We start from the raw sequence: 21,817 nt of genomic DNA on the forward strand, positions 1-21,817 counted from the left end.
GTCTACTAGCAAAGGACGGGTGGAGTCTGAAAGAAGTATTACTTGTGAGGGTGGAAGTACAACAATAGACGATGTTACAGGAATGGATTGGTATAATTATTATAGGGATACATATGGGAAAGAAAATGTGTGTTGGGAAAGTTGTAATCCATCAGAAGTAGCGTCCGCTTGGCAAGGTAGTTATCCCTATACTGGTGTGGATGCCTATACGAATATAACATTACATGATGGTGATATAATCTATATGGGCGAACCATTCCCAACGGGGTATTCTACAACATCAGAAGTAGCGCAGACTATAGGCAATGATGCTCAAAAGGTCTTTGGAGGATTGCAAGTAAAACCATATTATGAAAAAGGAATGGCTTATGCAGAATACAGAAGTAAGTTAACTCCTTACAAAGTTCATGGAGAACTAAATGTGGTAGATGGAGTCGCTTTGAATAATCCGCAATTTGGTCAAGGAGGATTAACGCAAAGATTTGACCCTAATTTTGATTTTAATTGTGCTAATGGAGTACTGGAAAAATTAGATAATCAAACGATTAGTTTAACAAATACTAAAATATCACTAGAGGAATATTTCGGTATGATGAATGAAATTAAGTAGGAGAAATGCTATGAAAAATGGGAAAATTAAATTGGGAAGATATATTATTGAACCAAAGACGAGTATTGATATATTAAATGCAGATGAATTCAATGTAATAAAATTTAATACTGGAAAAGTATATATATCCAAGGAGCCAATGGAATTAAATAAAGAAAAGTTCTGGACTACTATTTTTTGTGATAATAAGATAATATCAAAAGTTGAATTAAGTAATGCTGAAGAGAAGTACAAAATGAATTATCAAACAATGAATGATAATATTCTGAAAGAATTAAGAAAACATAATAATGATTTTTTGAAAAATGAATTAGGAATTCCAAGTAATGAAAGTATTACAGGAATAGAATATGATTATGCATGGGGAAAAATATTTTCATATTATGATAATAAATCATCGGAGACAGGCATTGTGATTGTTTATATTTAATTATGGTTATACTTTAAGACTTCCTTAGAAGTAAAATCTAATAAATCCAACTACCTCCATAACCATTGCCGAAGGCAAAACTTTTCGGTGACCGATTACTATGAATCGAGTCAGAATTCCGTAGAGGAATTCATAGGTTAAAGCGAAATCAGAGTAGTGCAGTCTTTTTGAACTCATAGTAATTCACTCCTAAAGGTTATTCAGAGTGAATTCAACCGGAATCAATCACAGTTAGAGCAAACGGCTCCAACTACAAATACAGCTGATTCGGAGAGATACTCACTCCTGAAGTGATTATCTAATGAAATGTTGGTGGCGACAAACCGTGCGATTATACATCGCTTACGTTTTCTGGAATTGTATCTGGAAATATTGAATATAATAATGGTATCCAAGAAAAAGCAATAAAAGAATAGTTTTTGGAATGAAATCCAATAACTATTGAAAATAAACAAGTTTTTGGATATAATGAATACAGCAAATAAAAAATAAATTAGTCATCGAAAATAGATTCATAAGAAAGAAGGTAAATCCTCTCCTCATCATAGGACTCGGATTTTGTTTCGCAAAACAGGAGGATTATATGAATAAGATAATACTTAGAGACGAGTATCTTCAAACTTTGAAGGAATTTAAAGATAAAGACATTATAAAGATTGTAACAGGTATCAGACGATGTGGCAAATCCACGCTTATGCAGATATTTCAGGGCTATCTGAAAGAATCTGGGGTACAAGCAGACCATATCATTGCTATTAATTTTGAAGACTATGATTATGAAGATTTGAAGCAGCCAAGAGAATTATATAAATACATCAAGGATAGGCTTGTAGATGATGATATGCACTATGTGTTCTTTGATGAAATACAGAATGTGGAAGATTTTCCAAAGGTTGTGGACAGTTTGAATTTAAAGCCAAATGTAGATTTGTATCTGACAGGCTCGAATGCCTATATGCTATCTTCTGAGATTGCAACATTTCTTTCCGGAAGATATGTGGAGGTCAAGATGTTGCCCCTTTCCTTTAAAGAATATGTGAAGGCAACGGGAGATGAAAAAGAACTTTCGCTAAAGTATCAGAAATATTTGAAATTCAGTTCATTTCCATATGCTATGATGTTGGATGAGAAGGAAGAAGTAATTAATCAGTATCTTGAGAGTATCTATAGCACTGTGATGTTAAAGGACATTATTTCAAGAAAGAAGATTACCGATGTGATGATGCTTGAAAGTGTGATACGATTTATGTTTGATAATATTGGTAATCTTACATCGACAAAGAAAATCAGTGACACTATGACATCTGACGGAAGAAAAGTGGATGTAAAAACTGTTGAGAAATACATTACAGCGCTGGAAGAATCATTTGTAGTTTATCAGGCAAAACGATACGATGTGAAGGGTAAGAATTATTTGAAAACTCTTGATAAATATTATGTGGTTGACATTGGACTTCGTTATATGTTACTTGGTTCTAGAAATGCAGACACTGGTCATATTCTGGAAAATATAATCTATCTTGAGCTTATTAGACGAGGATATAAGGTCTATGTCGGCAAGGTGGAATCAGAGGAAGTGGATTTTGTTGCCATGAACAGTAAGGGAATTATTTACTATCAGGTGGCTGCTACGGTCAGAGAGGAATCAACACTTTTAAGAGAGCTAAGACCATTGCAGAAAATTACAGACCATTATCCAAAGTATATCATAACACTGGATGAAGACCCTGATGCTGATTACGATGGTATCAGGAGAATTAATGCGCTGCAGTTCTTACTTGGTGAGGAATAAGATTGAGGGATGAAATACCAAAATCCCACCCAATTTCATAGTAAAGACCTGAATCCGTGAAGTTGATTTGTTTTCGAATTTAGGAAGTGATATAAAACGAGAAGATTATGTCCATATTGTTGATGAATATTGGGTAGATTAGCGAAAAGAGTATGAAAAATGGATGTGCGTGTTAATAAAAATGATAAAATGGTGGAATGGGATGTGGGAGGCAAAACCATCTCGATTTATAACGAATATACCTTATATGCATTTAAGCATGGAAAAGGTATGCTAATGATTAAGGAAAAATATGAAACATCAGATAGTGGATTTAGTGCATATAATGAAGAGGGAAATTTAGTATTTTCGTATAGGAGTTTAGGAAATCATCTTAATTATAGGAATAAGGATATTTCTGTAATCAATGGTGCAATAATATCAGCTGATTATGAAGAAGAGAAAAGAAAATTAATAATTATAAAGGAGTTTAATGAAATAAGGTCACTTTTAATATATGATGATAATGCAGACTTTTTATCAGAGATAAATTGTCCAAAAGGTTATATATTTGTTTCGTTGAAAAATTGTGCTGGTCATATCATGGTAGTAGCACAAGGAATAAATGATTTGACTAGGGATTCATTTGGAAGAAACGATTGGAATTTTGAAATTAATTTTGAAAATTTTTACGTTGAAAGAAAATCTATCACACAGTAATTGATTAGAAAATGGTACCAGAAGGCAAAACTTCATATTAAGTTCCAATTGACCGATATAAACGCACTTTTTGTAACAAGAAAATTTGTTATGAAAGACTAACTGTCTTTACCAAAAACTTTCGACTTGCCCTTACGAAGTAATAGGCAATAGCGAAAGTTTTTATAAAGACAGTTCCATAGCAAAATTTTGGGGATGGGTGCACTTAAGGACAGTCAAAATCAAAACCTCATATTTAGTTCCCAAATGCTGAAATCAACAAAAAATGCGACATTATTATTGATGATTATGAAGAAGAGGTTCTTGAATTAGATAAAATACCAATGGCATTAGAGGTAGTAAATCAGTTTATAAAGAGTAACTCAAATAAAGAACTTGGTAAATTGAAAACAATGTTGGATTGTGTTATAGGCGAAAACATAATGCCTGAGTACATAGATTAATGCGATATACTGTATTGTTTAGCAAATAGGCATGCAATAAATCACATAGTGAGTTATAATGAAATCAACAGGCTGATACATATTATAAGAGGAGGACAAATTTAAACTATGGGAGTACAAAAGAAGAAGTTGTTACACCTGATAATGGCTCTGGCGATCGCAGTTGCGGTTGGATTGTCAGTGATCGTGCCGGGAGGAACAAGTGCTGAAGCGGCGACAATACCTGCGGATGTGACAAAACCATCTGCCAATTGCGTGTTTATAGCAATGAAGGGCAAGTATGTGTCGGAGGCTTCGGCTGCAGTGAAGAGGATCAATCAGATCCGTTATGAAGCATGTAAGCAGGGCGTTAAGATTGATGGACGGAAATTGACGCTTGACGACTATGTGCCGATCAAGTGGTCGGCAGGACTTGAGAAGATAGCAAGGATCAGAGCTGCGGAGGCGAGTGTTACAATGTATCACTCAAGACTTAACGGAAAGTCTGTATTTGATTTCAAATATCCGGGAAATGGCTGGCCGACTTCCGAGGTGCTTGCGTGGAACTGGTCAGAGAGCATGCTCATGGGCATTGAGCAGTGGTACAGCGAGAAGGATGCCTATGTGAAGGGAACTCCTGGAGCGGTGACCGGACATTACACATCCATGATAAATCCTGCAAACAGGTATGTGGGTGTTGGTACATTTATAAATAAGAATGCATCTTATCCGAATACGACTGCAGCCCAGTTCATGGGAAGCGGCAGTCAGGCTGAGACTATGGCTAAGTCCACTGGTGAGAGCGATGTTACGGTGGAGGTGCAGAAGGACAATATCACATCGGTTAAGATGACCGGAAATAAGAGCGTGCAGGAGGGACAGAAGGTAACTCTCACACTCAAGGCAGTCCTTGGACAGTATGGAAGTACATCGTATAAGGTGCTTGCGGGAGCTAAGTGGAAAACATCGAATTCCGCTATTGCAAAGGTGTCACCTACAGGAGTGGTAACAGGTCTCAGAAAGGGAACTGTGAAGATCACAGCCACTGTTGGATCACGTTCAGCATCATATACGGTAACAGTAACAGGAAAATGTGCGCATGTATATTCCGGCAAGGTAGTAAAAACAGCAACTACCAGAAGCGATGGCAAGGTGTTACATACATGCAGAAAATGCGGCCAGAAGAAGTATATCGTTGTCAAGAAGATAAAGAGTGTTACATTATCACAGACGAGATATAAGTATGATGGTAAGACAAAGACACCTAAGGTGACTGTGAAGGACAGCAATGGTAAGATAATATCATCAAAATACTACAAGGTGACATATCCTAAGGCGAGAAAGAAAGCCGGAACATATACGGTGAAGATAAAGTTTTCCGGAAGGTATAAGGGTACAGTTTCAAAGAAGTACAGAATAGTAAAATAAAAAAATACCGTTGTTCATAAAAAATATGGACAACGGTATTTTTAATCTGAAAGAAATTATTTCTTCTCAGGCTCTGGAGTATAGTCAAGTATGGATGAAATAGCCTTGTGAACCTTTGTATACTCAGTTATAAGAATATGCATACGCTGGAATCCAGGCTGCTCCAGATGATAATATACTCTGGTCATTCTCTTTCCAACCTGCTCTTTGTGATCGGAGATGAAACCGTATTCAATCAATTTGTACAGTGCAGGATATAGAGAACCGATAGGAATCTTTATCACGCCGTCTGACAGTGAGTCCATGAGCTGTGACAGCTCGTAGCCGTAATAATCTTTCTGGCTGAGCAGATAGAGTACGAGCAGCTCCACGGAACCTCTGATGAAGTTCGGCTTTGCAACGACTCTTGCATGTACAGCCTCAACTGCTGCTTCCTTTGCGGTATCATTACTTTGATCCTGAACCATAATACTGTTGGAATATATGCTGTTTAATACGTTTTCCATTAAAACCACCTCATACAAAAAAAATAGTTACACTTTGTATTGATTGTAATTGCAAAATCATTTAATTGCAACCTTTCTTTTCATTAAAATGAAAATAAGTTGCGTATTTTTGCAATTTTTGCTTATTTGAGAAAGGTTTTTGACTGTAACTGCCTGGATAATGCCAATAGACGGCTGGCAGCATCCTTTGGATCGTCAGCTTTCATTATGGCGGACACCACACAGATGCCGGCGATAGGTATGCCCGAGAGGACATCCAGGTTGGTCGGATTGAGTCCTCCGATGGCATTTACCGGGATGGGAACTGCCTTGCAAATGTCTCTCAGTGTATCCGTGGATGTGAGCACTGTCTTGACCTTGGTGGTGGTTGGGTAGATGGCTCCAACTCCCAGATAATCAGCTCCCTGTTCATACGCCTCCACGGCCTGAGGAACAGTCTTGGTGGTTGCGCCCACGATGCGGTCAGGCCCCATGAGTTTTCTGGCTATGGAGACTGGCATGTCTGTCTGCCCCACATGGACACCTTCGGCATCGGTCGCCAGCGCCACATCTACCCGGTCATCTATGATGAGTGGCACGTTGTAGCGGCGCGCAATTGAGTGCACCTTGTCCGCAAGATGTATGTACTCACGGGTAGTTCTTTCCTTTTCTCTAAGCTGCATGAGTGTCGCACCGCCGTCCAGAGCACACTCCACTCTGTACAGAAATTCCTCCTCGGACAACCCTGTGCTGTCCGTTATAAAATATAAAGTAGGATCAAATGTATACATTTCAAACTTCTTTCTCCGCCGGCAGACGGCGGTATGCTGTATAGTTCAGATCGTTTTGATCTGATAGTTGTTGTTACACATACAGATAGTCATTGAGTACGGGCTGCAGTCCCTCGCCCTCTATGTCTGAATACATATGTTCAAGACTTCTGTTGTCGTTGATCTCGAACTGCTCGTCGCCCTGCTCACTGCAGGAAGTCTTGCCGCTGTATTTGCTTTCATGATCGCCGATTCCGGTTGACACGCCCGCCGATACCTTGGTCGCTGCGATCTTCACTATGCCGTTTCTGAAGTCTGCACTCTCCCTTGAAGATACCGTTATTCCGGCAAATGGCAGGAATATCCTGTATGCGCACAGTATCTGGCAGAGCTGCTTCTCGTGTACGTCCAGAGGATTGATCTGATCGTTGTTGATGATCGGTCTCAGTCTTGGACAGGAGAGTGACATCTCTGCGTGTGGGTATTTTCTCTGGAGAAAATACGCGTGAAGGGCTGTTGCCAGTGCATCCTTGCGGAAGTCGGAGAGCCCTAACAGTGCTGAGAATGCAACGCCCCGCATTCCGCCCATGAGGGCGCGCTCCTGCGAGTCGAAACGGTATGGCCATACTCTCTTGTGACCCATCAGGTGAAGAGTCTCGTATTTGTCTGCGTCGTAGGTCTCCTGGAACACTGTCACATAGTCCGCACCGCACTCATGGAGGTAGCGGTACTCATCGGTGTTCACCGGATATATTTCAAGGCCTACCATGCGGAAGTATTTCCTTGCAAGCTTGCATGCCTCGCCGATATACGTTACGTCACTCTGGCTGCGGCTCTCGCCGGTCAGTATAAGGATCTCTTCCATACCGCTGTCGGCGATGACCTTCATTTCCTTCTCGATCTGCTCTGCTGAGAGCTTCATTCTGTTGATGTGATTGTAGCAGTTGAAGCCGCAGTATACGCAGTAGTTCTCACAGTAGTTGGCTATGTAGAGCGGCGTGAACATGTAGACCGTGTTGCCGAAGTGCCTGCTTGTCTCGCGGCTTGCGCGCTGCGCCATCATCTCAAGAAATGGTTCGGCGGCGGGGGAGAGCAGAGCCTTGAAGTCCTCTATGCTGCACGTCTCGTGTTCAAGGGCCGCCATGACGTCTCTGCCTGTGTAACTGCTGTAGTCGTAGCTGTTCATGTGCTCCATGACCTTGCTGCGGATGTCAGATTCAATAACCTCCATGCCCGGAAGGTATTCCATATGGCTTTTCCTTGACGATGGATCTGTCTCCAGACGGTGCTTGATCTCCAGCGCTTCCGGCGAAAGATATTCCGAGTCTATCAGAAAGTGGTTTTCCATCTGAGTGCACCCCCTTAGTCATGCAGGAATCCGGTCAGTGGATCTGAAGCGGATGCCCCTCTGGTGAGAACTCTTCCAAGACCTGCCAGATAAGCCTTTCGGCCTGAATTTATCGCGTCCTTGAATGCCGATGCCATGAGTGGCAGATTTCCGGCTGTGGCGAGGGCAGTGTTTGCCATGATGGCGGCAGCGCCCATCTCCATGGCTTCACATGCCTGGGATGGCCTTCCGATACCGGCGTCAACTATGATCGGAAGTTCGATCTCGTCGATGAGGATCTGGATGAAGTCTTTGGTAGCTAGTCCTTTGTTGGAACCTATAGGTGATGCCAGTGGCATGACCGCTGCGGCTCCCGCATTTACTAGATCACGGGCGGCATTCAGGTCCGGGTACATGTAAGGCAGTACCACAAATCCTTCATTTGCCAGTGCCTCGGTTGCCTTTATCGTTTCCTGGTTGTCGGGAAGGAGATATTTGCTGTCGCGCATGATCTCCACCTTGACGAAGTCTCCACAGCCCAGAGCCCTTGCAAGCCTTGCTATGCGCACGGCCTCCTCGGCGTTCCTCGCGCCGCTTGTATTTGGCAGGAGAGTAACTCCCTCCGGGATGAAATCGAGAATATTTTCCTCTTCTTTTGTATTTGCACGGCGGACGGCCAGAGTGATGATCTCTGCTCCTGCGTCTTTTATAGCTGATTCGATCAGCTTCATGGAATACTTTCCTGAACCCAGAATAAATCTTGAATTGAATTCATGTCCTCCGATTATCAGCTTGTCTTCTTTCATTATAATGCTCCTCCTCCCATGAAACTCACGACCTCCACACAGTCGCCGTCGTTAAATGTAATGTCTGCGTATGTCTCTCTCGGTATGATCTCTTCGTTGATCTCAACAACTATGCGCACCGGTTTGTAGCCGGATTCTTCAAGAAATGCCGCCAGATTCTGCCCGGCAATGTCGAGATCTTTTCCGTTCACTGTTACCATAGCCCTTTCCTCCAAAGTCTTTTATCTGCACAAAAAAAGAGTTACCGATTTGGTAACTCCAATAAAGTCTGCACTTTAACAAACGACTGCTATCAGGCTTCCCTACGTTGGCATTATCCAAATCAGGTTTCCGGTCGAAGGTCACACCTTCCTCTCAGCCTGTACTACAAGCTCCCGCGTCCTCTTTTTGTTGTCAGATAATAATATACGACCTGAAAACCCGGAATGCAAGAGTAATCTATCAGGCAAATATGCCATTTGACCGCAAATATTCGAAGCTCTCTCAAAAATATACGGAAAATGTACTGCGATTGATGGCTTTTCCTTGACACAGCCCACATATGTATGTACAATTTAGTTGTTTGGCGCACTAAAGTGTCATACAAAATCAGCAGGTTGCACAAATGCTGATTTGATTTATCTTATGGAGGACAGTGAAGTTATGAGACAGAAGAAGATTCATTACATCTATAATAAAGAGATGGAGTGTATGGATCCTGAGGAGAGAAGAAAGCTTCAGGGGGAGAGACTTAGAAAGACAGTAGAACTTGAATATGCAAATGTTCCGGCATACAGAGCCAGAATGGATGAAGCTGGGGTAAAGCCGGAGGATATAGAGACAATAGATGATATAACAAAGCTTCCGTTTACACAGAAGACAGATCTCAGGGATAATTTCCCATTTGGATTGTTTGCTGCGGACAAGAAGGATATCATCAGAATACAGGGTTCATCAGGAACCACAGGAAAGCCTATCGTAACAGGATATACACGTAATGATATTGATGTATGGACAGAGATGGTTGCCAGGGCATTCAGGTGTGCCGGAGCCGGAGAGGATGATATCATCCAGATAGCTTACGGTTATGGATTGTTCACAGGCGGACTCGGTGCTCATCAGGGGGCTACCGAGGTTGGAGCCATGGTGGTACCGATGTCATCAGGTAATACACAGAGACAGATCACGATGATGAAAGAGCTTGGTGCTACAATGCTCTGTTGTACACCATCATATGCTACATATCTTGCAGAGACGATTAGAGAGATGGGTATTGATCCGTCCGAACTTAAGCTTAAGTCCGGATGCTTTGGCGCTGAGCCATGGACTGAGGAGATGAGACAGCATCTTGAGGAGCTCCTCGACTTTGATGCATTTGATATATATGGATTAACTGAGATAGGTGGACCTGGAGTTGCATTTGAGTGCTTTGAGAAGAATGGAATGCACATCAACGAGGATCATGTCCTCGCGGAGATTATTGATCCTGTCACAGAAGAACCGCTTCCGGACGGAGTTCCGGGAGAGCTTGTATTTACAACTCTTACTAAGACTGGTACTCCTATGATCAGATACAGGACACATGATATATGTACACTTACACACGGCACATGTGCATGTGGAAGAACAACTGTCAAGATGAGTCGTATCACAGGCCGTACAGACGACATGCTTGTAATTCGTGGTGTAAATGTATTCCCTAGTCAGATAGAGTCAGTTCTCCTCGGTGTGGAGGAGGCTTCAACTCATTATATGCTCGTGGTTGATCGTGTGAATTCACAGGACAAGCTGACAGTTCAGGTAGAGCTCAAGGAAGATGTGGATATGGGCGATGCTGCAAAGCTTGCGGCTATTGCATCCCGCATCAAGACAGATATCAAGCAGACACTGCTTATCAGCGCAAAGGTTGAGCTGGTTCCACCTAAGACCATTCCACGTTCAGAGGGCAAGGCAAAGAGAATCACAGATAACAGACATATCGGATTCTAATCTATAAGATCAGGTAGTCAAATATAAACAGTCGGCTCGATGGTGGGCTTTCCGGGATCATGACCGGACAAGCCACCATGGGCCGCTTTTTTATTCTGGAGAGCGCTGGCCTCAGTTTATAATAGCCAAATGCTGAAAAATCTTGCATTTTGGCAAGTTTCCGTGTAGAATTTGCTTTGTTATGTGCACTGACAGTGAGATACTGCACTGCAGTGGTAAAGTTGGTGCGGAGCAGATAAATTATAATTATTATGGAAGGTGGATTAACTAATGAATGTTTACGAGATGATTGCGTTTATAGCGTATTTTGTCCTGGTAATCGGTGTAGGAATTTATTTCTTCTTCAAATCCAAGGGGAATGCCGGAGAGAAGGATTATTTTCTTGGAGGAAGAGATATGAATGGTCTGGTGGCTGCACTCAGCGCCGGAGCATCTGATATGAGTGCGTGGGTTCTCATGGGACTGCCCGGAGCATTCTATGCGACAGGACTCAGCAACATGTGGATATCAGTTGGTCTGTTCATCGGAACAGCATGTGCCTGGATATTCATAGCACCGAGACTCAGAAGATTCTCGATAGCGTACAACGATTCGATCACTATACCTCAGTATCTGACAAATCGTTTTCAGTCAGACAATAAGCTGCTTCTCATAATATGTGCAGTTATATTTGTGGTTGCATATTGTATATACGCTGCGTCAAGTATATCGGCCTGCGGTACTCTGTTCAACACTGTTATGGGCATCGATAGGAATACAGCCATGATCGGCGCTGCAGTCATCATCATCGTGTACACATTCCTTGGTGGTTTTAATGCAGTGTGCTGGACGGATTTCTTCCAGGGACTTCTGATGCTTGCAGCTCTCATGATCGCACCTATCATTGCGGTCATCACCATGCAGGGCGCTGGCTTTATAGCACCTGATGTTGTCATTCCAGACAATTATTACAATGTCCTTATAAGTGGTTCATTTGACAAGACCAGTGTGATCAATATCATATCAGGACTTGCATGGGGACTTGGATATATGGGTATGCCACATATTCTTATAAGATACATTTCAATCAAGTCAGAGAAGGAGATGAAGAAGTCCAGAATAGTCGGTACTTGCTGGACGGGAATCATCCTCGTTATGGCATCCGTAGTTGGTATGGTCGGCCTTAAGTATCTTGGCGGTGGACTTACAGATAACTCACAGGTATTCATCAGACTTGTAAGAGGCGTGTTCCCTGCACTTGTAGCTGGTATACTTCTCTCAGCTATCCTTGCAGCGTCCATGAGTACAGCTGATTCACAGCTCCTTGCTTCATCATCAGCATTTTCGTCTGATGTGTACAAGCCTATATTCAGAAAGAGTGCATCCGACAAGGAGATGCTCTGGGCAGGAAGAATTGTGGTCATCATCATCTCAGTTGTGGCACTTGCCATAGCGATGAATCCAGACTGCGAGGGTATCATGGCACTCGTGTCAAATGCATGGGGCGCATTTGGATCGGCATTTGGACCGGTCATCGTTCTGTCACTGTACTGGAAGCGACTGAATTACAATGGAGCACTTGCTTCTATCATAGTCGGATTTGCTGTTGACATGCTCTGGTACAAGTTCCTTGCAACACCAACAGGACTTTATGAGATCGTTCCTGGATTTGCAGCAGCGTTCATTACAGCTATCGTCGTATCACTTCTCACAAAGAAGCCTGACGACAAGGTTGTTGAGATATTCGAGAAGGCTAAGCTTCCTACGGAGTAATTTGCAGTGTAGAGTTAGTTATAAAGCTGGGATCTTTTGGTGGCGGATGAGTTCGTCTGCACACAAAATTATCTCTAAATCAAAATAAAAGGCTGAAAAGATACAAAATCTGAAGAAATTGTATCTTTTCAGCCTTTTTTGCTAAATAAGAGATAATTTTGTGCGCAAAAAAAGAACCACCTGAATTGCTAGGCGGTTCTTTTTTAAACAACAACTTAAACAACTAAGAGTAAATTACTTTCTCTTGAACAACTGAGTTCAGTATATACACAAAATATGAACAGAATATGTACAGAAAAAAAACGTTTTGCAAAATAAAATCCACAGAATTTAAAGATTTTATGACACACATTTTAATGTGCACAAAAATTAAATGCCCATTTGTGCGGTATGCACAGTGACTTGTTAATACATGTAAATCCTGCGTAATTATGTAAATAACAGATAAAAGAGTAAGTATTTCAACTGGTAAAACAGCCTCTTTTTAATTATGATAGGAGATAGGGCGATTATAAGTGTGCGTATGTTTGCCATAACGGGTGGTATATTCGTGTATGCTTACCATCAACCAGTTCCTGCCGAAGTACTGCAGTGTGCTTCTGCGCGATGATTACAGGGAATACGTTTCGGAGATAATCATAGAGGGACACACGGATACGAATGGTTCCTACATATACAATCTTGAACTTTCACAGCAGCGAGCGTTCTCAGTGGCAAAGTACTGTCTGACGGAGAGCAACGGCATCATAAGCAGTGGGCATGGCAGCGTCGAGACGCGTGGAGATCAAGTTCAGGCTTCAGGACGAAGAGATGATAGATGAGATGATGGACATTCTCAAGGACAAATAGATATATAAGAGGAGAGCAATGGCGGTAAACAAGACAAAACTCAAAAAGCAAATATTTGACATAATACAGATAGGGGACAAAAGCAATCTGGCGAGCAGGGCATTTGACATATTCATAGTGGGTGTCATATTGTCGAACATATCGGTGATGTTCCTGCAGACCTACGATCAGCTTGAACCATATTATGGGCTGCTGAGTGTTATCGAGTGGGTGACTACAGGCATATTCTGTGTTGAGTACATTCTCCGCATATGGACGGCGGATTTCCTGTATCCCACATGCACCAGAGGAAAGGCTATAGGAAAGTTCCTCATATCATATGACGGAGTTGTGGATCTGCTCACGATCATACCAGTGTTCTTTCTGTCTGGCTTCGTGGCGTTCAGGATGCTCAGGGTGATCCGTATATTCCATCTTTTCAGGATCAATTCAAAGTACGACAGCTTCAATGTCATTAAGATAGTCTTGCTGAGAAAGAGCAGACAGATCATATCGTCCATGTTCATCATATTTATACTGATGATGGCGAGCAGCCTGTGTATGTACAGCACTGAGCATGCCGCACAGCCGGGAGTGTTCAGCAACGCCTTCAGCGGCATATGGTGGGCGGTATCGACAGTCCTTACCGTGGGGTATGGAGACATTTACCCGATCACGCTGCTGGGCAAATGCATGGCGATAGTCATAGCATTTATGGGAGTTCTGCTGGTAGCGATACCTACAGGTATCATAAGCGCCGGATTTGTAGAGCAGTATCAAAACAATGCCAACGAGGAGTCCAAAGTTGTTGATGTGGACGAGATTGGAGAACTGCTCGTAGATGATGTGAGCAAGTTTTGCGGCAGGACCATACTCCAGGCTACGGAGGAGTATGGTGTGAATATATATATGGTACTCAGGGATAATATGTCTATACTGCCGACAGGTGATCTGGAGATACAGACAGGTGATATTCTGATAGTGAAGTCAAAATTCCTTGAGAAGAGACGTGGAAGCTCATTATCTTAGTTTATGCAAGTAATAAATATAAAATTGAGATTATAAATGAGAAGTTTCTGTAAACTACAAAAAAAACTCAATAATCATATTGATTTATTTTGACTAATTGGGTATACTTTCAACTGAATATGAGAGAAAGTGTTCATATTTATTTTCAGATTATTGAGTGCTGTATAGTTGCGGTGCCGGCAGGGTACAGGCGACATGCACCTATCAATGAAATACATTTAAAGAAAAGGAGTTAAGAAAAATGGCAACAGTTGATTTAACTAAGTATGGCATTACAGGCACAACAGAGATCGTACACAATCCTTCATATGAATTGTTATTCGAGGAAGAGACAAAGGCTGACCTTCAGGGATACGAGAAGGGACAGGTTAGTGAACTTGGCGCAGTTAACGTTATGACTGGTATTTATACAGGCCGTTCACCTAAAGATAAGTATATTGTAGTAGATGAGAATTCAAAGGACACTGTATGGTGGACATCAGATGAGTACAAGAACGATAACCATCCAATGACAGAGGAGACATGGGCATCAGTTAAGGACCTTGCAAAGAAGGAGCTCTCAAACAAGAGACTTTTCGTAGTTGATGCATTCTGCGGAGCAAATGCTGATACTCGTATGGCTATCCGTTTCATCGTTGAGGTTGCTTGGCAGGCTCATTTCGTAACAAACATGTTCATCAAGCCAACTGAGGAAGAGCTTAAGAACTTCGAGCCAGATTTCGTAGTGTACAATGCTTCAAAGGCTAAGGTTGAGAACTACAAGGAGTTAGGACTTAACTCAGAGACATGTGTAGCATTCAACATCACAAGCCATGAGCAGGTTATAGTTAACACATGGTACGGCGGAGAGATGAAGAAGGGTATGTTCTCAATGATGAACTACTACCTTCCACTTAAGGGAATGGCTTCAATGCACTGCTCAGCTAACACAGATATGAACGGTGAGAACACAGCTATCTTCTTCGGCCTTTCAGGAACAGGTAAGACAACACTTTCAACAGATCCAAAGCGTCTCCTCATCGGTGATGATGAGCACGGCTGGGATGACAACGGCGTATTCAACTTCGAGGGTGGATGCTATGCTAAGGTTATCGACCTTGACAAGGATTCAGAGCCAGACATCTACAACGCTATCAAGAGAAACGCTCTTCTTGAGAACGTTACACTTGATGCAAACGGCAAGATCGATTTCACTGATAAGAGCGTAACAGAGAATACTCGTGTATCTTACCCAATAGATCATATCAAGAACATTGTAAGACCTATATCATCAGCACCAGCTGCAAAGAACGTAATCTTCCTTTCAGCAGATGCATTTGGAGTACTTCCTCCAGTGTCAATCCTTACACCAGAGCAGACACAGTACTACTTCCTGTCAGGATTCACAGCAAAGCTTGCTGGTACAGAGAGAGGTATCACAGAGCCAACACCTACATTCTCAGCTTGCTTCGGTCAGGCATTCCTCGAGCTGCATCCTACAAAGTATGCAGAGGAGCTTGTTAAGAAGATGGAGAAGAGCGGCGCTAAGGCATACCTTGTCAACACAGGATGGAATGGAACAGGCAAGAGAATCTCAATCAAGGATACAAGAGGAATCATCGATGCAATCCTCAGCGGTGCTATCAATGAGGCTCCTACAAAGAAGATCCCTATGTTCGACTTCGAGGTTCCAACAGAGCTTCCTGGCGTAGATCCAGCAATCCTTGACCCACGTGACACATACGCTGATGCTTCAGAGTGGGAGACAAAGGCTAAGGATCTTGCAGCAAGATTCCAGAAGAACTTTGCTAAGTACGAGGGTAATGCAGCAGGTAAGGCATTAGTTGCAGCAGGCCCACAGCTCTAAGATATAGCTTAGGATCATATAGAAGAAAGGAACTGTCATAGTCCAGAGCCTTTCGCATAGAGAAGACCGGATACATTCGTTCAGAGTGTGTCCGGTCTTTTTTGTCTGCGCCATCCATAAGTAAGTAATATTATGCTTTAACCGGCAACCAGAAATTACCTCTTGCAATACCGAACAAATGTTCGTATAATATTATGCATGAACGAGATAATTACAGGACTTACAACGAATGAAAAACTGAATATACTGGCGGATGCGGCGAAGTATGATGTGGCGTGTACATCCAGTGGAGTGGGCAGGAAGGGACAGAAGGGAGCCCTGGGCAACAGTGTATCATGTGGTATATGTCACAGTTTTGCAGCGGATGGAAGATGTATATCGCTGCTTAAGGTCCTTATGACGAACCACTGTGTATATGACTGCAAGTACTGTCTGAACCGCAGAAGCAATGATGTGCCAAGAGCGACATTTGAACCGGAGGAGCTGTGCGATCTGGTCATAGAGTTCTACAAGAGGAATTATATAGAAGGGTTGTTCCTGAGCTCTGGTGTGCTCAGGGATCCGACATACACCATGCAGAGGATGTGTGAGACTCTGTATCTTCTCAGGACGAAGTACAGGTTCAACGGATATATCCATGTGAAGACCATTCCGGGGGCATCGGATGAGCTTATAAGCATGGTGGGATATTTAGCGGACAGGATAAGTGTTAATATGGAGCTGCCGACTGAGGAGGGGTTGAAGAAGCTTGCCCCGAACAAGAGCTTTGACACCATACTTGATCCCATGGGCAAGCTGACCAGCACTATAGAATCTCACAGACTAGCGGTGGGCAAGACTGCGCGTATGGAGAGGAGCGGTATCAACAGATACCTTACTGGAAGCATATTCAACGAGAAGAATCTGCAGAAGGATCTGACCGCATACAAAGCAGAGCTGGCAGGGCAGGAAAGACATGGTGCTCTGCAGATGTCAGCAGCAGAGGCACTCACAGATGGAACGACCTCTGATAAAAGAGACATCGGTGCTGCCTCTTCGCCCCTCCCTGTCATGTTTGGAGATACAGACAGGAGACAGGCATTTGTCCCGGCGGGACAGAGCACACAGATGATAGTTGGAGCCAGCGGAGAGTCGGATTACACGCTCATACACACAGCCCAGAGACTGTATCAGCGATACGATCTGAAGCGTGTGTTCTACTCCGCGTATATACCGATCAACGAGGACTCGGCACTCCCTGCGTTGGATACGGCGGTTCCATTGCTCCGTGAGCACAGATTGTATCAGGCGGACTGGCTGCTCAGATATTATGGATTCCACGCTGAGGAGATATTGTCTGAGAACGAGCCGAACCTCGATCAGAGAATGGATCCGAAGTGTAACTGGGCAGTGAGGCATCTTGACCAGTTCCCGGTGGAGGTGCAGACGGCACCGTATGATCTGCTTCTCAGGATTCCCGGCATAGGGCCGAAGTCTGCGGGCAGGATAGTGAGAGCCCGCAGATACGGAAGTCTGGATTTCGATAATCTGAAGAAGATGGGGGTGGTGCTTAAGAGAGCACATTATTTTATAACGTGTGGCGGACGTATGATGTACAGGATCCCTATAGAGAGGGATTACATTGTCAGGGAGATGACGGATCTGAGCCGGGGAGAGAACTGGCAGGCATCACACGGCAATGAACAGTATAGACAGATGACTTTATTTGATATAGGAATGAAGGCGTGAAGGTGGAAGTTATGGACAATATGAAGGTTTTCACATGCAGAGACAGATATGACGATATGGCTACATGCATATATGAGGCGTGGAGTATGGCACTGCAGGTCGGACACGACCATGTGATGCTTATGAAGGAGCCAGTGGAACAACTGGATATGTTCGCTGACTATATACATGTCGAGCCGGATGCGGACAAGGTGCAGAAGTTTACCCGGTCTGTGAAGAAGGTATCCTGGCTGGTGTACCGCAACGTATTCAATGCACTATTGTCGCATCAGGAGGATGCACTGGACACTGTGTACAGATATCTGATACTGGCATTTGCCGAGGGCCGAAAGGTGGAACATATGCTCATAAGTCCGGAGGTGATGCGTATCATGGAGCTTGGGCGGAGTGTGAGCAACGAGGCACATCTATTCAGGGAGATAGCCAGATTCACTGTTGTCCAGGGGCGGGTGTATGTATGTCATATAGAACCAAAGGACGATGTTGCGCTTCTTGTCGCCAGTTATTTTGCGGACAGGATGCCGTCAGAATACTGGCTGATAGTGGATGATGGCAGACGTTACGCCGTGGTGCATCCGGTGGATTCGGATATGTATGTGAGGCGGCTTACAGATCAGGAGATGGAGACGCTGGGCAGTGCAGAATATATGGAGGATGATTACACAGATATGTGGAGAACATTCTTCAGCGCGGTGAGCGTGGAACAGAGAGAGAACTACAGATGCCAGAGAAGCATGTTCCCTTTGTGGTCGAGAAAGCATGCCACAGAATTTTTGGGATGATCATAGAAAAAATGCTTGAATTGGCTGGAAAAATATGATAGTATCTGAACTTGTGATGTATTAATCATATTTTCCTTGCTCACAGATGACTGTGGGCCAGAGACCATAAGGAGGTGCAATGTAATGAACAAATATGAATTAACTTTAGTTGTTAGTGCAAAGATTGATGAGGAAGCCAGAACAGCTGTAGTTGATAAGGTTAAGTCTTATATTGAGAAGGCTAACGCAACAATTACAGAAGTTAACGAGTGTGGACTCAAGAAGCTTGCTTACGAGATTCAGAAGATGGGCGAAGCATACTACTACTTCATTCAGTTTGATGCAGAGGCTGGAGTTCCAGCTCAGCTTGAGGCTAACATTCGTATTATGGAATCAGTTCTTAGATATCTTTGCGTTAGATTAGACGCCGAGTAATAGGAGGTATTCTATAATGAACAAGGTAATATTGATGGGTCGTCTCACAAGAGACCCGGAAGTTAGATATTCACAGTCAAACACAGGTGATGGCCAGATGGCTATTGCAAGATACACATTGGCTGTAGACAGAAGATTCAATAGAAATGGCGACCAGAGTGCAGACTTCATCGGCTGCGTTGCATTTGGCAGGAGCGCTGAGTTTGCAGAGAAGTACCTGAAGCAGGGAACGAAGATTGCTATAACAGGTAGAATCCAGACTGGAAGCTATACGAATAAGGATGGTAACAAGGTGTACACAACTGATGTTGTTGTTGAGGAGCAGGAGTTTGCTGAGAGCAAGGCTGCAAGCGGACAGGCATCAGGCGGTGGATATCAGCCAGCAGGAAGACCGGCACCTGGCAATGCAGGAGCTGAGGGCTTCATGAGTATACCGGAAGGTATTGAGGACGATTTACCATTCAAGTAAAATAGGAGGTAAATACAATGGCTTACAATAAGACTGATAGAGCTGACGCTCCAATGAAGAGAAGAAATATCCGTAGAAGAAAGAAAGTCTGCGAGTATTGTGCTAATAAAGAGGCTGTGATCGATTACAAGGATTCAAACGCACTCAGAAAGTATATCTCAGAGAGAGGTAAGATCCTTCCAAGAAGAATCACAGGAACATGTGCTAAGCATCAGAGAGCAATCACAATTGCTGTTAAGAGAGCTAGACAGATCGCAATATTACCATACGTTCAGGATTAATTCTTATCATTGATAAGTATATAAAGGACCCGTTATTCAGCTATGTGCTGGATGACGGGTTTTTGTGTAAATTCATAGAATATTATTTCCTGTAGGCGTATTTTATGAGGACAGAAAGGTGGGGAATAAATGGCAGAGAATGTTGTGAGAGTAAGCGGACTCACGAAGACATTTGGAAAGAATACTGTTTTGTCCAATGTCAATATATCTCTTGAAAGGGGAAAGATATATGGCTTTATAGGACAGAACGGGGCAGGAAAGACGACCATGATCAATCATATCAATGGTCTGTTGTTTCCTGACGAGGGAGAGATAGAATTATTTGGCGCCAGTGACAGTAAGGGGCTGGTGAATGCCAGAAAGAGGATAGGAACGGTGTGTGAACATGCCGGACTGCACGACAATTATAATGCTAGAGACAATATAAAGCTTAATATGAAGCTGAGGGGGATAAAGAACGACAAGCTCATCGACCAGACCATAGCAAACGTTGGACTGCAGGGTGTTGGTAAGAAGAAATTCAGAAACTATTCGATGGGAATGAAGCAGAGACTGGCAATTGGCTGTGCCATGCTGTCAGGTCCGGATCTTCTGCTCCTGGATGAGCCTATAAACGGGCTTGATCCGGTTGGAATAGTTGAGATAAGAAATCTTCTCAAGCAGATAAATCAGAGGTTTGGCGTGACGATACTTATATCAAGCCATATACTCACAGAGCTTCACGAGCTGGCAACGGACTACATAATGATAGACAGAGGACAGATCATAGACTGCCTCTCCGCAGCGCAGCTTGATGCGAAGTGTCACAGAAGACTGAGATTGCGCACCAATGATGTGAAGAAGGTTCTTGATATACTTGCTATGAGATACAATATAGTGAATGTGTATGTGAATGGCGATGAGATAATCGTGGACCAGCCGGTAAACTCAGACGAGCTGGCATGGGTTCTCTACAATGAGAGGGTGTTTGTCAGTGAGTACCATCTCGAGGAGGAGAGCCTTGAGAACTACTTTATTCACAGGATAGGGGGTGCTCATTATGCGTGAACTGTTGTCGGCTGAATTTTATAAGCTGTATAAGAGCCTGGGCTTCAGGGTGTGCCTGATAGTTTTCTTTGTCCAGGATATAATATATCTGATCTCGGTGGGATTGGTTGGAGATATTCTCGGAATAGAACTCACGGGAGATTTTCAGTTCCAGTATCTGCTGGGCTCGTTTTCCGGAAGCTCGGTGTCGGGCATGCTGTTTGGATTTATTGCGGCGTCGCTCATCACCAGCGATTACAAGTCCAGGGATATCCAGTGTGCGATAGCCCAGGGACACAGCAGAGCACATATAATGTTTGCGAAGATCATAGTATATATAGTGGCGATCTGGATACTTTCTCTTGAAGACATACTTGTGTATACCGTAGGAGGATGCATTTGTGGAGGCTTTGGAAAGGAATTTACCATGGATGTGGCGGGATATATGCTGAGATCGGTGGCGTGCGAGGGCTTTGTGCTTACGATGTTATATATGACATGCGTATTCCTTGCATTTGCGCTGACGTCCAAGGCTGCGTCAGTATCAGTGAATCTGCTGCTGTTTTTCCTTGTGGATCTCGGCGTGCAGATCATGCCAGTGCTGTTCCAGTCGGATGTTCTGGAGAAAATACTGGGCTATATGCCGTTCAGTTCTGTGAGGGAGATGAGTCAGGTCGATATAGACTGGAGCCATGCTGGAATATCGCTGGCGGTGGCTGCTGCATACGGCACGGTGATGATCGTGGCAACATGGCTGACATTCAGAAAGAGAGATCTTCGATAGAGAATTATGACAGAATATACATTTGCTCAACCGTTCATCTGTGTTGACAAAAGTTCTGTCAAAGTTTATTATAACTCTAGCTATGAGAAAATCTCATAGAGATTTACATGCAGAGGATCAAACAATGTGTAGAAAAGGAGT

The 21,817-nt window shown here is 43.3% G+C and carries 22 protein-coding genes and 1 riboswitch; of the genes, 17 read left to right on the top strand and 5 right to left on the bottom strand.

Annotated elements, in window-relative coordinates; genetic code table 11:
• From DXD11_RS00005 to DXD11_RS00025, 5 genes are all read left to right on the top strand, one after another.
• Positions 1–610 (top strand): hypothetical protein (locus tag DXD11_RS00005; RefSeq protein WP_199688715.1); only part of this gene is annotated, 610 nt, incomplete at its 5' end.
• Between the two features lie 10 nt (positions 611–620).
• On the top strand, positions 621–1,040 hold the full coding sequence (locus DXD11_RS00010) for a hypothetical protein (protein WP_055223661.1): 420 nt from the start codon (positions 621–623) through the stop codon (positions 1,038–1,040).
• A gap of 583 nt (positions 1,041–1,623) precedes the next feature.
• Positions 1,624–2,832, top strand: coding sequence for an ATP-binding protein (locus DXD11_RS00015; protein WP_015533321.1), 1,209 nt, complete (start codon positions 1,624–1,626; stop codon positions 2,830–2,832).
• A 159-nt stretch (positions 2,833–2,991) separates the two neighbouring features.
• Positions 2,992–3,531 (top strand): hypothetical protein, encoded by a 540-nt coding sequence (locus tag DXD11_RS00020; RefSeq protein WP_015533320.1) that lies wholly within the window; start codon positions 2,992–2,994, stop codon positions 3,529–3,531.
• Between the two features lie 551 nt (positions 3,532–4,082).
• The gene (locus tag DXD11_RS00025) at positions 4,083–5,381 is read left to right on the top strand and encodes a CAP domain-containing protein (RefSeq protein ID WP_118757530.1); all 1,299 of its coding nucleotides are present in this window, start codon (positions 4,083–4,085) and stop codon (positions 5,379–5,381) included.
• 56 nt (positions 5,382–5,437) lie between these two features.
• Here the strand turns inward: DXD11_RS00025 and DXD11_RS00030 are convergent, their stop codons facing one another.
• The 5 genes from DXD11_RS00030 to thiS form a co-directional block, all read right to left on the bottom strand.
• A complete protein-coding gene (locus DXD11_RS00030; RefSeq protein WP_015533318.1) occupies positions 5,438–5,887 on the bottom strand; it encodes a PadR family transcriptional regulator in 450 nt (149 codons plus the stop codon).
• Between the two features lie 122 nt (positions 5,888–6,009).
• Positions 6,010–6,657 carry a thiamine phosphate synthase gene (gene thiE, locus DXD11_RS00035; RefSeq protein WP_055143818.1) on the bottom strand — a complete coding sequence of 216 codons (648 nt, stop codon included), beginning with the start codon at positions 6,655–6,657 and terminating at the stop codon, positions 6,010–6,012.
• Positions 6,658–6,730: 73 nt separating this feature from the next.
• Complete coding sequence (gene thiH, locus DXD11_RS00040; protein ID WP_055143820.1) at positions 6,731–7,984, bottom strand: 2-iminoacetate synthase ThiH; 1,254 nt, start codon at positions 7,982–7,984, stop codon at positions 6,731–6,733.
• Positions 7,985–7,998: 14 nt separating this feature from the next.
• A complete protein-coding gene (locus tag DXD11_RS00045; RefSeq protein WP_015533315.1) occupies positions 7,999–8,769 on the bottom strand; it encodes a thiazole synthase in 771 nt (256 codons plus the stop codon).
• Positions 8,769–8,969 (bottom strand): sulfur carrier protein ThiS, encoded by a 201-nt coding sequence (thiS, locus tag DXD11_RS00050; RefSeq protein WP_055273666.1) that lies wholly within the window; start codon positions 8,967–8,969, stop codon positions 8,769–8,771. Before thiS ends, DXD11_RS00045 begins: the two co-directional genes overlap by 1 nt.
• Before the next feature lie 82 nt (positions 8,970–9,051).
• Positions 9,052–9,157, bottom strand: a riboswitch (TPP riboswitch).
• Positions 9,158–9,411: 254 nt separating this feature from the next.
• Here thiS and DXD11_RS00055 point away from each other — a divergent pair.
• From DXD11_RS00055 to DXD11_RS00110, 12 genes are all read left to right on the top strand, one after another.
• Positions 9,412–10,737 carry a phenylacetate--CoA ligase family protein gene (locus DXD11_RS00055; protein WP_118649321.1) on the top strand — a complete coding sequence of 442 codons (1,326 nt, stop codon included), beginning with the start codon at positions 9,412–9,414 and terminating at the stop codon, positions 10,735–10,737.
• A gap of 270 nt (positions 10,738–11,007) precedes the next feature.
• Positions 11,008–12,489, top strand: coding sequence for a sodium/proline symporter PutP (putP, locus tag DXD11_RS00060; protein ID WP_118757531.1), 1,482 nt, complete (start codon positions 11,008–11,010; stop codon positions 12,487–12,489).
• A gap of 554 nt (positions 12,490–13,043) precedes the next feature.
• Positions 13,044–13,310, top strand: a complete 267-nt coding sequence (locus DXD11_RS00065) for an OmpA family protein (protein WP_022216619.1) — start codon at positions 13,044–13,046, stop codon at positions 13,308–13,310.
• A 46-nt stretch (positions 13,311–13,356) separates the two neighbouring features.
• Positions 13,357–14,346: an ion transporter gene (locus tag DXD11_RS00070; protein ID WP_015533310.1), complete on the top strand. Its 990-nt coding sequence runs from the start codon at positions 13,357–13,359 to the stop codon at positions 14,344–14,346.
• A 241-nt stretch (positions 14,347–14,587) separates the two neighbouring features.
• Positions 14,588–16,192 carry a phosphoenolpyruvate carboxykinase (ATP) gene (gene pckA, locus DXD11_RS00075; RefSeq protein ID WP_004849399.1) on the top strand — a complete coding sequence of 535 codons (1,605 nt, stop codon included), beginning with the start codon at positions 14,588–14,590 and terminating at the stop codon, positions 16,190–16,192.
• Positions 16,193–16,390: 198 nt separating this feature from the next.
• Complete coding sequence (locus DXD11_RS00080) at positions 16,391–17,920, top strand: putative DNA modification/repair radical SAM protein (RefSeq protein ID WP_118757532.1); 1,530 nt, start codon at positions 16,391–16,393, stop codon at positions 17,918–17,920.
• Positions 17,921–17,931: 11 nt separating this feature from the next.
• On the top strand, positions 17,932–18,702 hold the full coding sequence (locus DXD11_RS00085; protein WP_330426595.1) for a TIGR03915 family putative DNA repair protein: 771 nt from the start codon (positions 17,932–17,934) through the stop codon (positions 18,700–18,702).
• A gap of 123 nt (positions 18,703–18,825) precedes the next feature.
• Positions 18,826–19,116, top strand: coding sequence for a 30S ribosomal protein S6 (gene rpsF / locus DXD11_RS00090; RefSeq protein ID WP_015533308.1), 291 nt, complete (start codon positions 18,826–18,828; stop codon positions 19,114–19,116).
• Between the two features lie 16 nt (positions 19,117–19,132).
• Positions 19,133–19,585 (top strand): single-stranded DNA-binding protein, encoded by a 453-nt coding sequence (locus DXD11_RS00095; RefSeq protein ID WP_022216615.1) that lies wholly within the window; start codon positions 19,133–19,135, stop codon positions 19,583–19,585.
• 17 nt (positions 19,586–19,602) lie between these two features.
• The gene (gene rpsR, locus DXD11_RS00100) at positions 19,603–19,866 is read left to right on the top strand and encodes a 30S ribosomal protein S18 (protein WP_015533306.1); all 264 of its coding nucleotides are present in this window, start codon (positions 19,603–19,605) and stop codon (positions 19,864–19,866) included.
• 129 nt (positions 19,867–19,995) lie between these two features.
• On the top strand, positions 19,996–20,913 hold the full coding sequence (locus tag DXD11_RS00105; protein WP_118757533.1) for an ABC transporter ATP-binding protein: 918 nt from the start codon (positions 19,996–19,998) through the stop codon (positions 20,911–20,913).
• Positions 20,906–21,676: an ABC transporter permease gene (locus DXD11_RS00110; RefSeq protein WP_118757534.1), complete on the top strand. Its 771-nt coding sequence runs from the start codon at positions 20,906–20,908 to the stop codon at positions 21,674–21,676. The genes DXD11_RS00105 and DXD11_RS00110 overlap by 8 nt, the downstream gene beginning before the upstream one ends.
• The last annotated feature ends 141 nt before the right edge of the window (positions 21,677–21,817 follow it).

The sequence above is a fragment of the Coprococcus sp. TF11-13 genome (assembly GCF_003481085.1).
Lineage (GTDB): Bacteria > Bacillota > Clostridia > Lachnospirales > Lachnospiraceae > Coprococcus > Coprococcus aceti.